Origin of the sequence: Mycobacterium sp. JS623 (assembly GCF_000328565.1) — a bacterium.
In the GTDB taxonomy this organism is placed as follows: Bacteria; Actinomycetota; Actinomycetes; order Mycobacteriales; family Mycobacteriaceae; genus Mycobacterium.
Window position 1 is genome coordinate 4,556,124 of sequence record NC_019966.1, and the last position, 13,134, is coordinate 4,569,257.

General features: G+C 66.2%; 8 protein-coding genes. 5 read left to right on the forward strand and 3 right to left on the reverse strand.

The annotated features are described in order from the left end of the window. Window position 1: 1 nt before the first annotated feature. Window positions 2-316 (reverse strand): ATP-dependent Clp protease adapter ClpS, encoded by a 315-nt coding sequence (gene clpS, locus MYCSM_RS22280; protein ID WP_041312542.1) that lies wholly within the window; start codon window positions 314-316, stop codon window positions 2-4. Here clpS and MYCSM_RS22285 point away from each other — a divergent pair. From MYCSM_RS22285 to MYCSM_RS22295, 3 genes are read left to right on the forward strand one after another with little or no spacing between them, the layout of a single operon-like run. Then, the gene (locus MYCSM_RS22285) at window positions 315-1,670 is read left to right on the forward strand and encodes a nicotinate phosphoribosyltransferase (protein WP_015308431.1); all 1,356 of its coding nucleotides are present in this window, start codon (window positions 315-317) and stop codon (window positions 1,668-1,670) included. The genes clpS and MYCSM_RS22285 overlap by 2 nt on opposite strands. Continuing rightward, window positions 1,657-3,630 carry an ATP-dependent DNA helicase gene (locus MYCSM_RS22290; RefSeq protein ID WP_015308432.1) on the forward strand — a complete coding sequence of 658 codons (1,974 nt, stop codon included), beginning with the start codon at window positions 1,657-1,659 and terminating at the stop codon, window positions 3,628-3,630. The genes MYCSM_RS22285 and MYCSM_RS22290 overlap by 14 nt, the downstream gene beginning before the upstream one ends. Window positions 3,631-3,651: 21 nt before the next feature. Then, window positions 3,652-5,100 (forward strand): neutral zinc metallopeptidase, encoded by a 1,449-nt coding sequence (locus MYCSM_RS22295; protein ID WP_015308433.1) that lies wholly within the window; start codon window positions 3,652-3,654, stop codon window positions 5,098-5,100. 106 nt (window positions 5,101-5,206) lie between these two features. Here the strand turns inward: MYCSM_RS22295 and MYCSM_RS22300 are convergent, their stop codons facing one another. Both MYCSM_RS22300 and glgP read right to left on the reverse strand, forming a co-directional pair. Then, the gene (locus tag MYCSM_RS22300) at window positions 5,207-6,055 is read right to left on the reverse strand and encodes a virginiamycin B lyase family protein (protein WP_015308434.1); all 849 of its coding nucleotides are present in this window, start codon (window positions 6,053-6,055) and stop codon (window positions 5,207-5,209) included. Then, window positions 6,052-8,664, reverse strand: a complete 2,613-nt coding sequence (gene glgP, locus MYCSM_RS22305) for an alpha-glucan family phosphorylase (protein WP_015308435.1) — start codon at window positions 8,662-8,664, stop codon at window positions 6,052-6,054. Before glgP ends, MYCSM_RS22300 begins: the two co-directional genes overlap by 4 nt. Before the next feature lie 168 nt (window positions 8,665-8,832). Between glgP and MYCSM_RS22310 the strand changes: the two genes are divergently transcribed. Then, on the forward strand, window positions 8,833-10,920 hold the full coding sequence (locus MYCSM_RS22310; protein ID WP_015308436.1) for an alpha-1,4-glucan--maltose-1-phosphate maltosyltransferase: 2,088 nt from the start codon (window positions 8,833-8,835) through the stop codon (window positions 10,918-10,920). A 3-nt stretch (window positions 10,921-10,923) separates the two neighbouring features. Beyond that, the gene (gene glgB, locus MYCSM_RS22315) at window positions 10,924-13,131 is read left to right on the forward strand and encodes a 1,4-alpha-glucan branching protein GlgB (protein ID WP_015308437.1); all 2,208 of its coding nucleotides are present in this window, start codon (window positions 10,924-10,926) and stop codon (window positions 13,129-13,131) included. The last annotated feature ends 3 nt before the right edge of the window (window positions 13,132-13,134 follow it).

A 13,134-nucleotide genomic window follows, 5' to 3' on the forward strand; every position in this document is an offset into this window, starting at 1 on the left:
ATCAGCGGTCCTGCTGCAGGGTCGCCCATAGGCCGGCGGCATGGAGCTTGGACACGTCGACCTCCATGGATTCCCGGCTGCCTGCGGAGACCACGGCCTTACCTTCGTTGTGCACCTGCAGCATGAGCTTGGTTGCGTGCGGCTCGCTGTAGCCGAACAGCTTCTGGAAGACGTACGTCACGTATGTCATCAGGTTGACGGGGTCGTCCCAGACGATGGTCACCCATGGCGAGTCGGTGGCGTCTTTGTCTTCTCGAAGCGGACTGACGCCCGTTTCCTCGCGGGTTCCCGGTCGGGTCTTCGCCGGAGTCACCATGTGGGTAAGGATACCGAGGCGAACAAACCGATACCGTTGCGGTGTGGCTTCGTCGTTTCCAGCGTTGTTGACCGACAAATACGAGCTCACCATGCTCGCGGCGGCGCTGCATGACGGCAGCGCACACCGCCGCGCCAGCTTCGAGATCTTCGCGCGCCGACTGCCCGAGGGCAGGCGCTACGGCATCGTCGCGGGCACCGCGCGTTTTGTGGAAACGTTGGCGCAGTTCAGATTCGACGACATCGCGCTGGCGTCACTCGAGGGGTTTCTTGACCGTGAGACGCTCGCGTACCTCGCCGACTACCGGTTCAGCGGCGACGTCGACGGGTACGCGGAAGGCGAGCTCTACTTCCCCGGCTCCCCGGTCCTGTCGGTCCATGGCACGTTCGGCGAATGCGTCCTGCTGGAGACGCTCGCGCTGTCGATCTTCAATCACGACACGGCGATCGCCTCGGCCGCCGCGCGCATGGTCAGCGCCGCCAAGGACCGGCCGCTGATCGAGATGGGCTCGCGGCGCACACACGAGCAGGCCGCCGTCGCCGCGGCGCGCGCCGCCTATATCGCCGGGTTCACGGCGTCGTCGAATCTCGAGGCGCAGCGCCGCTACGCAGTGCCTGCGCTGGGCACCAGCGCACACGCGTTCACGCTGCTGCACGCCACCGAAGGCGGGCCAGACGAAAAGGCCGCGTTCAAGGCTCAAGTCGACGCCCTCGGCGTCGGCACCACGCTGCTGGTCGACACCTACGACATCACACAGGGGGTGGCGAACGCCATCGAGGTGGCAGGCACCGAACTGGGAGCGGTGCGCATCGACTCCGGCGACCTCGGCGTGATGGCCCGCCAAGTCCGCGAGCAACTCGACGGGCTCGGTGCCACCAAAACCCGCATCGTGGTGTCGGGCGATCTCGACGAATACTCGATCGCGGCGCTGCGCGCGGAACCCGCCGACATTTTCGGCGTCGGCACGTCGGTGGTGACCGGCTCGGGTGCCCCGACCGCCAGCATGGTCTACAAGCTGGTCGAGGTCGACGGCATGCCCGTCGAGAAACGCAGCAGCCACAAGGAATCCCACGGCGGACGCAAGCAGGCGCTGCGGACGTGCAAACCCACCGGCACCATCCTCGAGGAGATCGTCCACCCCTATGGCCACCCACCGGATGAGTCCGGTCGCGCGCTGACGGTCGACCTGGTGCGCGACGGCGAACCGGTCGGTGACCTGTCGATGGACGCGGCCCGGCGTCGGGTGAAGGAAGGTCTGCACAGCCTGCCCTGGGACGGCCTCAAACTGTCTAAGGGAGAACCGGCGATCCCGACCCGGATGATCCCCCCAGCCGCGAGGAGTGAACACGTCTGACGTCACTGAGCTGCTAGGCAAGGCAGTCGCCGCGCTGGGTGGTAGCGAGCGTAGCGGACAGATCGAGATGGCTGAGGCCGTCGCGCGCGCGTTCGACACCGGCGAGCACCTGGCCGTGCAGGCGGGAACAGGGACCGGCAAGTCGTTGGCCTACCTGGTGCCCGCGATCGCGCGGGCCCTCGAGGCCGAAGAGCCGGTGGTGGTATCAACCGCGACCATCGCGCTGCAGCGCCAACTCGTGGACCGCGATCTTCCGCGGCTCGCTGACTCGCTGGCCGACGCGCTGCCCCGTCGACCAGAGTTCGCGTTGCTGAAGGGGCGAGGAAACTACTTGTGCCTCAACAAGATTCACAATGGCTCGGCGGCCGAACCCGAAGATAGACCGCAGGAGAAGCTGTTCGAACCGATGGCCGCCAGCGCGCTTGGCCGCGACGTGCAGCGGCTGATCGCCTGGTCGTCGGACACCGACACCGGCGACCGCGACGAGCTGACGCCTGGCGTACCCGACCGGTCGTGGTCTCAGGTGTCCGTCTCGGCCAGGGAGTGCATCGGCGTGGCGCGCTGCCCGTTCGGAACCGACTGCTTCGCCGAGCGCGCCCGCGACAAGGCCGGGCACGCCGACGTCGTCGTCACCAATCACGCGCTGCTTGCAATCGACGCGATGACCGACGCCGCAGTGCTTCCTGAGCACCACCTACTGGTGGTCGACGAGGCGCACGAACTCGTCGACCGGGTGACCGGAGTGGCCACCGGTGAACTGTCGGCCACCTCGCTTGGCGTTGCACATCGGCGCGTCAGCAGACTGATCGACCCCGAGCTCGCGGAGCGCCTCGAGGCAACGACCGCGATTCTGTCGTCGGCGATCCACGACGCCACGCCAGGCCGCATCGACGTCCTCGACGACGAGATGGCCACTTACCTGACCGCGCTGCGTGACGCCGCTGCCAAGGCCCGCTCCGCCATCGACACCGCACCGAGCGATCCGCAGACAGCGTCGGCACGCGCCGAAGCCGTGACGGCACTGACCGACATCAGCGATACCGCGACCCGCATCTTGTCGTCGTTCGTCCCCGCCCTCGCCGACCGCACGGACGTAGTGTGGCTGGACCATGAGGACAACCGCGGCAGCATTCGCGCGGTGCTGCGGGTGGCGCCGCTGTCGGTGGCAGGGTTGTTGCGCGCCAGGCTGTTTGAGCACACGACGTCGGTTCTCACCTCCGCGACGCTGACCATCGGCGGCAATTTCGAGGCGATGGCGTCGGCGTGGGGGTTGGCCGGTGAGGACGGCGCGAAGTGGCGCGACCTCGACGTCGGCTCTCCGTTCGAGCACGCGAAGTCGGGCATCCTCTACGTCGCCGCGCACCTTCCCCCGCCGGGCCGCGACGGCACCGGTTCGGCCGAGCAGCTCGACGAGATCCAGGCGCTCATCACCGCGGCCGGAGGGCGCACGCTTGGCCTGTTCTCGTCGATGCGCGCGGCCAAGGCCGCCGCCGAGATCATGCGTGACCGGCTCGACACGCCTGTGCTGTGTCAGGGCGAGGACACCACATCGGCATTGGTGCAGCGGTTCGCCGACGACCCCGAGACGTCACTGTTCGGCACCCTGTCACTGTGGCAGGGCGTGGATGTGCCCGGCCCGTCGCTGTCGCTGGTGCTCATCGACCGCATTCCGTTTCCCAGGCCCGACGATCCGCTGCTGACCGCGCGGCAGCGCGCGGTGGCGGCCCGCGGCGGTAACGGGTTCATGGCAGTGGCAGCCAGCCATGCGGCGCTGCTGTTGGCGCAGGGCGCGGGCCGCCTGCTGCGCCGGATCGACGACCGCGGCGTGGTCGCGGTACTCGACTCGCGGATGGCCACCGCGCGCTACGGCGGCTACTTGCGCGCGTCGTTGCCGCCGTTTTGGGCGACGACGGACTCGAATCGGGTGCGGGAAGCACTCGAACGTCTGCGCGCCGGCTGACAGCTTTCATATCCTGCCTCCATGAGCCGACGCCGCGTTGTTGCCGCCGTGATCGCGACCTGCTCGGCGCTGCTGGTGCCCGCATGCACCACAACCCTTCAGGGCAAAGCGGTCTCGGTGTTCGACGACCCGTTCCACGTCGCAGGCATGCCAGCCAGCGACGGGCCTACGGGCCTGCGGCCCGATGCCCACGGCGACGTCCGCGACGTCGAGGGCACCGACCACGGCCAGATCGACAAACTGGCGGCGAACGCGGTGAGCGACATCGAGGAATACTGGGGGCAGGTGTACAGCGACACGTTCGACGGCCAGTTCAAGCCCGTCGAAGCGCTGATTTCGTGGGACGCCAACGGTTTCGAGGGCACCACGTTCTGCGGTGACGACACCTACGGACTTGTCAACGCGGCGTTCTGCTTCGACGACGAGACCATCGGCTGGGACCGCGGCGAGCTGCTGCCGTCGCTGCGAAAGGCGAACGGGGACATGGGCGTCGCGATGGTTCTGGCCCACGAATACGGCCACGCAATCCAGCATCAGGCGGGGCTGACCAACAAGAAAACGCCGACGCTGGTCGCCGAACAACAGGCCGACTGTTTCGCAGGTACCTACATGCGCTGGGTGGCCGAAGACAAGTCGCCGCGCTTCACGCTGTCCACCGGCGACGGACTCAACAATGTGCTCGCCGCCGTAATCGCGTTCCGCGATCCGCTTCTGGCAGAAAACGATCCGGAAGCCGGTGTCGACGAACACGGCTCGGCGTTCGAACGACTGTCGGCGTTCCAGTTCGGATTCACCGACGGGCCGTCGGCCTGTGCGGCGATCGACATGCGCGAAATCGGCCAGCGTCGTGGCGATCTGCCTGTGCTGCTGCCCGAGGATCAGACCGGCGAACTGCCAGTCACCGAGGAGTCGACGCGCTCGATCATCGACGCGATGGGCATTGTGTTCTCACCGGCCAACCCGCCGAAACTGAGCTTCAAGGCATCTGACGCCGAGAAGTGTCCGGACGCCAGGCCCAGCCCGCCTGCGTCGTTCTGCCCGGCCACCAACACGATTGTCATCGACCTGCCGGAGCTGCAGGCGATGGGCACCCAATCCGACAATTCCGACGGCGGCGGCCTGGCGAGCGGAGACAACACCGCCTACTCGGTGTTGGTCTCCCGCTACATGCAGGCGCTGCAGCATGGGCGCGGCGGCGTGCTGCTCGACAACGCCGAGGCCGCGCTGCGCACCGCGTGCCTAACCGGCGTGGCCACCGTGAAGATGTCGAAGACCATCACAACTCCCGACGGCAACACCATTGCGTTGACGGCCGGCGACGTCGACGAGGCGGTGTCGGGCATCTTGACCAACGGCCTTGCCGCCAGCGATGTCAACGGCGAATCGGTGCCGTCGGGATTCTCGCGGATCGACGCGTTCCGCGTCGGTGTGCTCGGCGATCAGGACCGCTGCTTCAAGCGTTTCCCCTGACGCGCCGAGCGACCGCGAAATGCCATGCAAATGCGGCGTGTCAGCGGGCAAGCACGGTCGCTCGCCCAGAACAACTAGATCGACCCCTTCGGGTTGCGAGCCGAATTCAGATGGGCATGCGCAGCACAAACCCCGACTCCAGCGCGACCCACGGCGCGCCTTCGTGGTCGATTGCCATACCGTGCGGCTCGCTGCCCGGCGGAAGGTCGATCGTGATGACGTCGGAGCCGTCACCACTGATGCGCGCTATCTGGCTGGCGCCCCACAGGCTCACCCACACGCCGTCGTCGGGATCCGCGACCACTGCGTGCGGTTCGCCTGGAAGCTCCATTTCCTGGATGGCGTCGTCCATCGGGATGCGGCCGATCTTCTCAGCGAGGATCTCGGTGAACCACACCGAGTCGTCGTGAGTCGCCGCGATGCCGACGGGACCCGCTCCCGCAGTTGGTACTTCGCGTACCGTCAGCCCGTCGGTCGGCGTGAACCTGCCAATTGCGTTGCCCTGATTGAGCGTAAACCACAACGCGTTGTCAGGGCCCATCGTGATCATCGACGGTGCACCGCCTACGGAGGTTCCACTCGAGAGCTCGCCGTCGACCGAGATCCTTCCGACCTCACCTGATGTCATCGCCGTAAACCACAGCGCGCCATCGGCTCCCGCGGTGATGCCGTACGGCCCGGTGTCCTCGGCCAGCTCGAACGCGCTCAACTCGCCGGCCGTCGTGATGCGGCCGATGCGATCGTCGCCGGTGCGGGTGAACCACATCGCGCCGTCCGGGCCCGCGGTGATGATCGACGGCCGCGACTGCGGGTCCACCGGATACACGGTGACGTCACCGGACGGTGTCACCCGCGCGATCGCGCCGCTGTGCACCAGCGTCACCCACATCGCCCGATCCGGGCCTGCCGCCAGCGCGTACGGCCCGCCGTCCAGCGAAACCTTGAGAGCGCTCACGCCAACGTGACGAGGCCGAGCTCGTTGTCCCCGGCCAGCAGCGGGTGATGCGGCAGGACACGCACGGTGTACCCGACGGGACCCGCCACTGGCAACGGCGTCGTCGAGGAGAACACCTCGTTGCCGCCGTCGGCCGTGCCACTGTGCGTCATCTGCACCGTCACGGGATCTACCAGCACGTCGCTGCCGTTGACGCGGCCCAGCACCGCCTGAACCACCACCTCGTCGGCTCGTAGCCCGGCCAGTTGCACGGTCGCGGTCAGCGTCAGCTCGGAGCCCAGCAGCGGTGTGTCAGGAAGGCCGTAGCTGTCGACGTCGGTGATCTGGATCTTCGGCCACGCCTCCTGGGCTCGCTGCCGGTAGGCGGCCAGCTCGCGCGCCGCGCCGAACGGCTCCCCATCCGCGCCGGGTTCGACGGTCTTGCGTAGCGACGCCGCCGCTGGCGCGTAGTACTTCTGGGTGTAGTCAGTCACCATCCGCGACGCGAGCACCTTTGGCCCGAGCTCCATCAGGGTGTGGCGCACCATCTCCACCCATCGCGTCGGGACGCCTTGCTCGTCGCGGTCGTAGAACTTCGGCGCGACCGACTTCTCGAGCAGGTCATACAGGGCGGCCGCTTCGATGTCGTCGCGGCGGCCCTCATCGAGCAGGCCGTCGGCCGTCGGGATCTCCCACCCGTTCTCGCCGTCGTACCACTCATCCCACCAGCCGTCGCGGATGGACAAGTTCAGCCCACCGTTGAGCGCGCTCTTCATCCCCGACGTGCCACACGCTTCCAGCGGTCGCAGCGGGTTGTTCAGCCAGACGTCGCAGCCGTAATACAGCTGCCGGGCCATCGACATGTCGTAGTCGGGCAAGAACGCGATGCGATGCCGCACCTCCGGCCGGTCAGCGAACTTCACTATCTGCTGGATCAGCGCCTTGCCGCCGTCGTCTGCCGGGTGCGACTTGCCGGCCACGATCAGCTGAATCGGCCGCTTCGGGTCGAGCAGCAGCTTCTCCAGCCGCTCGGGGTCGCGCAGCATCAGCGTCAGCCGCTTGTACGTCGGCACCCGCCGGGCGAATCCGATGGTGAGCACATTGGGATCGAATGCCGTTGCAATCCAACCTAATTCGGCATCCGATGCGCCACGGTCGTGCCATGAGCGGCGAAGCCTGGCCCGCACGTCCTCGACGAGCGCCTCGCGCAGCTGCGAGCGGATCCACCACATGTGTCCCGGGTCGACCTGTTGCAGCCGCTGCCACGTTTCGGGTTCGGTCAGCGAGCCCAGGTCGTCGGTGCCCAGCAGCTCGCGTCCGAGCTCGAGCCACTGCGGCGCCGCCCACGTCGGTCCGTGTACACCGTTGGTGATCGAGCCGATGGGCACCTCGGCGGCATCGAAGCCCTGCCATAGGTCGTTGAACATGTAGCGGCTGACCTGCCCGTGCAGCAGCGACACCCCGTTTGCGCGCTGCGCGAGCCGCAGGCCCATGTGGGCCATGTTGAATTTCGACGGGTCGTCCTCGGCGCCGAACGCGATTATCCGGTCCAGCGGCACCCCGGGCAGCAGCCGAGACATCGCGCCCAACGGGCCGTCCGTCGAGCCACCGAAGTAACGCTTGACCATCTCGACCGGGAACCGGTCGATGCCGGCAGGCACCGGGGTGTGCGTGGTGAACACCGTCGACGAACGCACGACTGTCAGCGCGGTGTCGAAGTCCAGTCCTGCGTCGATCAGTTCGCGGATGCGTTCGACGCCCAGAAAGCCTGCGTGGCCCTCATTCATGTGGAACACCTCGGGTGCGGGCAGACCCTCCACCTCGGTGTAGGCCCTGATTGCGCGCACCCCGCCGATACCGGCCAGGATCTCCTGCTTGATCCGGTGCTCTTGGTCGCCGCCGTACAGCCGGTCGGTGACGCCGCGCAGCTCGTGCTCGTTCTCCGGAATGTCAGAATCCAACAGCAGCAACGGAATTCGGCCCACCTGTGCGATCCAGACCCGTGCGCGCAGCTGGCTGGCGTCCGGCACGGCCAGCTCCACCAACACCGGGTCGCCCGCCTTGTCGGTGAGCAGCCGCAGCGGCAGGCCCTGTGGATCCAGCGACGGGTAGTCCTCGCGCTGCCAGCCGTCGGCAGTCAACGACTGGCGGAAGTATCCCGAGCGGTACAGCAGGCCGACAGCGATCAACGGAAGACCGAGATCCGATGCGGACTTGAGGTGATCGCCTGCCAGGATTCCCAGGCCGCCGGAGTAGTTCGGCAGCACCTCGGCGACGCCGAACTCCATCGAGAAGTAGGCGATGCCATGGGGCAATTGCGCGCCCTCGTTTTGTTCCTGCTGGTACCACAGCGGCCTGGTGAGATAGTTGTCCAGCTCAGCGGCCAGCCCGTCGAGGCGCCGCAGGAAGGATTCATCGACGGCCAGGTCGTCCAACCGTTTGGGTGCGACCTGCCCGAGCAGCGCGACAGGATCGCATCCGACTTGCTTCCACAGCTCCGGATCGATGGCCGCGAAGAGGTCCTGTGTGGGTTTATCCCATGACCAGCGCAGGTTGATCGAAAGGCGTTCGAGCGCGGTCAGACGATCGGGTAGATGCGCACGGACGGTGAATCGACGGAGAGCTTTCACGCGAGTCAACCTTACTGACAAATCGGCTCGCCGCAGCGCGGTGTGGCGATCGCTTCACCCGCGTTGGGTTGGGCCGACCACTACGGTGGGTATAGGGCGCCCAGGATGTTTTAACAGTTTTGATTTCGAGACCAAACCACGAGCACAGCCAGCGTAAGGAGTGATGGGGTGGCCGGTCGTATCGAGATCGATGACGTCGCACCCGTAGTTTCGACAGGCCGGTATCCGGCCAAGGCGGTCGTAGGTGAGATCGTCCCCGTCCGGGCAACGGTGTGGCGCGAAGGCCACGACGCGGTATCGGCCACGCTCGTGGTGCGCTACCACGGCACGGCGTATCCGAAGCTCGCCGAGGACCCGCCGGGCCGAGCCAAACGGCCGGAAGCCGTGCCGATCGAACAGGTAGTCACCCCCGCAGCACGGATCAAACCGCAGCAGCTGCCGATGTCGCCGGGGCGCACGCCCGATGTGTTCCACGGGCAGTTCAGTCCCAGCAGCGTCGGACTGTGGACCTTCCGTGTCGACGGCTGGGGCGATCCCTTCGCGACGTGGCGCAAGAACGTCACCGCGAAGCTGGACGCCGGTCAGAGTGAAAGCGAGCTGTCCAACGACCTGCTCGTCGGCGCGAAGCTCCTGGAGCGCGCGGCGACCGGCGCGCCCCGCCAACACCGCTATCCCCTTCTCGATGCCGTGGCACGGCTCCGTTCCCCCGGGGATCCGTTCAGCCGCGCGGGCGCCGCCCTTTCGTCCGAAGTAGCCGAGGTGCTCGATCAATACCCGCTGCGCGAATTGATCACGCGCGGAGAGCAGTACGGTGTCTGGGTGGACCGGCCACTGGCCCGGTTCAGCTCGTGGTACGAAATGTTTCCGCGGTCGACCGGCGGCTGGGACGCCAAGGGCAATCCCGTCCACGGCACGTTCGCCACGGCCACCAAGGATCTCTCCCGCATCGCGAGGATGGGCTTCGATGTGGTCTATCTGCCGCCGATCCACCCGATCGGCAAGGTGCATCGCAAGGGCCGCAACAACAGCGTCACCGCCGCGCCCAACGACGTCGGCTCACCATGGGCGATCGGCAGCGACGAAGGCGGCCACGACGCGATCCATCCGAAGCTGGGCACCGTCGAGGACTTCGACGACTTCGTCGCCGCCGCCCGTGACGAAGGCATGGAAGTGGCACTCGATCTGGCGCTGCAGTGCGCGCCCGACCACCCGTGGGCGCGCAAACACCCGGAATGGTTCACCGTGCTGCCCGACGGCACCATCGCCTACGCGGAGAACCCGCCCAAGAAATACCAGGACATCTACCCGCTGAACTTCGACAACGACCCCGCCGGGCTCTACGAAGAAGTGCTGCGGGTGGTGCGCTTCTGGATCTCTCACGGCGTCAAGGTGTTTCGGGTCGACAACCCGCATACCAAACCGCCGAACTTCTGGGCATGGCTGATCGGCGAGGTGAAGAACGAGGATCCCGACGTGCTGTTCCTGGCGGAGGCGTTCACCCGGCCGGCGCGGCTGTACGGGCTGGCCAAGCTCGGCTTCACGCAGTCGTATACCTATTTCACCTGGCGGACGGCGAAGTGGGAGTTGACCGAATTCGGCGAGCAGATCGCCGAGCACGCCGACGAGGCCAGGCCGAATCTGTTCGTCAACACGCCCGACATCCTGCACGAGAGCCTGCAGCACGGCGGCCCCGGCATGTTCGCGATCCGGGCCGTGCTGGCGTCGACCATGAGTTCGACGTGGGGCGTGTACTCGGGTTATGAACTGTACGAGCACCGGCCGGTACGCGAGGGCAGCGAGGAGTACCTCAACTCCGAGAAGTACGAACTGCGCCCACGCGATTTCGATGCCGCGCTGGCCGACGGAGAATCACTGGAGCCATTCTTGACCCGGCTCAACGAGATTCGTCGCGTCCATCCGGCGTTGCACGAGTTGCGCACCATCGAGTTCCACCATCCCGACAACGACGCGATTTTGGCGTACAGCAAGTTCGACCCGGTGACGGGCGATCAGGTGCTGGTGGTCGTGACACTCAACCCGTTCGGCCCGGAAGAGGCAACGCTATGGCTCGACATGGCCGCGCTGGGCATGGAGCCCTACGATCGCTTCTGGGTGCGCGACGAGATCACCGGTGACGAATATCAATGGGGGCAAGCGAATTACGTTCGCATCGATCCGGCGCGAGCAGTGGCCCACGTGCTGAACATGCCCCAGGTACCACCCGACCAACGACTCAACCTACTGCGTAGGGAGTGACTGATGACGCAGACCAACCAACTCACGAGCCCGCATTTGCGGCCGCACACGGCAGACCTGACACGGCTGCTTGCCGGCGAGCACCACGACCCGCATTCGGTTCTGGGTGCCCACGAATACGGCGATCACACCGTAATTCGCGCCTACCGGCCGCATGCCGTCGAGGTGGCGGCGCTCATCGGCGGTGAGCGCTACGTGTTCCAGCACATCGAGGCCGGGATCTTCGCGGTCGCAGTGCCGTTCACCGATCTGGTGGATTACCGGCTCGAGGTCGCCTACGACACGGGCGGCGAATCCCCGCATCTGCACACTGTGGCCGACGCCTACCGCTTCCTGCCGACCCTCGGCGAGATCGATCTGCACCTCTTCGCCGAGGGCCGACACGAGCGGCTGTGGGAGATCCTGGGCGCGCACCCGCGGCGGTTCACCACCCCCGATGGCGTCGTCGATGGTGTGTCGTTCGCGGTGTGGGCGCCGAATGCCAAGGGCGTCAGCCTGATCGGTGAGTTCAACCACTGGGATGGCAACGAGGCACAGCTGCGGGTGCTTGGCTCGACCGGCGTCTGGGAGTTGTTCTGGCCTGGCTTCGAGATCGGCGGACTGTACAAGTTCCGCGTGCACGGGGCAGACGGCGCGGTGACCGAGCGAGCCGACCCGATGGCGTTCGCAACGGAGGTGCCGCCGCAGACGGCGTCGAAGGTGACCAAGAGCGACTACACCTGGGATGACGCACACTGGATGACAAAGCGGGCGACGCAGAACCCGGTGTTCGAGCCGATGAGCACCTATGAAGTCCATCTGATGTCATGGCGGCCAGGACTGAGCTATCGGCAGCTGGCCGATGAGTTGACGGAATACGTTGTCGGTCAGGGCTTCACACACGTTGAGCTGATGCCGGTGGCCGAGCATCCGTTCGGCGGGTCATGGGGCTACCAGGTCACCTCTTACTACGCACCGACGTCGCGGCTCGGCACCCCCGACGATTTCCGGTACCTCGTCGACAAGCTGCATCAGGCCGGCATCGGCGTGATCATGGACTGGGTGCCCGCGCACTTCCCGAAGGACGCGTGGGCGCTCGGCCGCTTCGACGGCACCGCTCTGTACGAGCACTCCGATCCGCGCCGCGGTGAGCAATTGGATTGGGGTACTTATGTGTTCGACTTCGGCAGGGCCGAGGTGCGCAACTTCCTTGTCGCCAATGCGTTGTACTGGCTGCAGGAGTTCCACATCGACGGGCTGCGGGTCGACGCCGTCGCATCAATGCTCTATCTCGACTACTCGCGACCGGAAGGCGGCTGGACGCCGAATATCTACGGTGGCCGGGAGAACCTCGAGGCCGTGCAGTTCCTGCAGGAGATGAACGCCACGGTGCACAAGTTGGCGCCCGGCATCGTCACCGTGGCCGAGGAGTCGACGTCGTGGCCCGGCGTTACGCGGGCGACCAACCTTGGCGGCCTTGGCTTTTCGATGAAGTGGAACATGGGTTGGATGAACGACACGCTAGAGTTCATCAAGCGCGACCCGATTCACCGCAGTTACCACCACCACGAGATCACGTTCTCGATGCTGTACGCGTACAGCGAGAACTTCGTGTTGCCGATCAGCCACGACGAAGTGGTGCACGGCAAGGGCACGCTGTGGGGCCGGATGCCTGGTAATGACCACGTAAAGGCCGCGGGCATGCGCGGATTGCTGGCTTACCAGTGGGCACACCCGGGCAAGCAACTGCTGTTCATGGGTCAGGAGTTCGGCCAGCGCGCGGAGTGGTCGGAGGAACGGGGCGTCGACTGGTATCAGCTCGATGAGAGCAGCTTCTCCAACGGGATTCAGCGGATGATGCAGGACATGAACGGCATCTACCGCAGCCGTCGCGCGCTGTGGTCACAGGACACCCGGCCGGAGGGCTATTCGTGGATCGACGCCAACGACTCGGCCAACAATGTGTTGAGCTTCATGCGTTTCGGTGACGACGGGTCGATGTTGGCGTGCGTGTTCAACTTCTCCGGTTCCGAGCACGCCCGCTACCGGCTGGGTCTGCCCCACGCTGGCACGTGGCGTGAAGTGCTGAACACCGATGCCGACATCTACAACGGCACAGGCATCGGTAACTACGGCGCCGTGGAGGCCACCGACGAGCCGTGGCATGGCCGTCCCGCCTCAGCGGTCATGGTGCTGCCGCCGCTGGCCGCGCTGTGGTTCGAGCCGGCCTAACTA

Bases quoted from the DNA above. Each gene is read 5' to 3' on its own strand.
- MYCSM_RS22295 (WP_015308433.1), top strand. From the start codon at position 3,652: ATGAGCCGACGCCGCGTTGTTGCCGCCGTGATCGCGACCTGCTCGGCG.
- clpS (WP_041312542.1), bottom strand. From the start codon at position 316: ATGGTGACTCCGGCGAAGACCCGACCGGGAACCCGCGAGGAAACGGGC.
- glgB (WP_015308437.1), top strand. From the start codon at position 10,924: ATGACGCAGACCAACCAACTCACGAGCCCGCATTTGCGGCCGCACACG.
- MYCSM_RS22285 (WP_015308431.1), top strand. From the start codon at position 315: ATGTGGGTAAGGATACCGAGGCGAACAAACCGATACCGTTGCGGTGTG.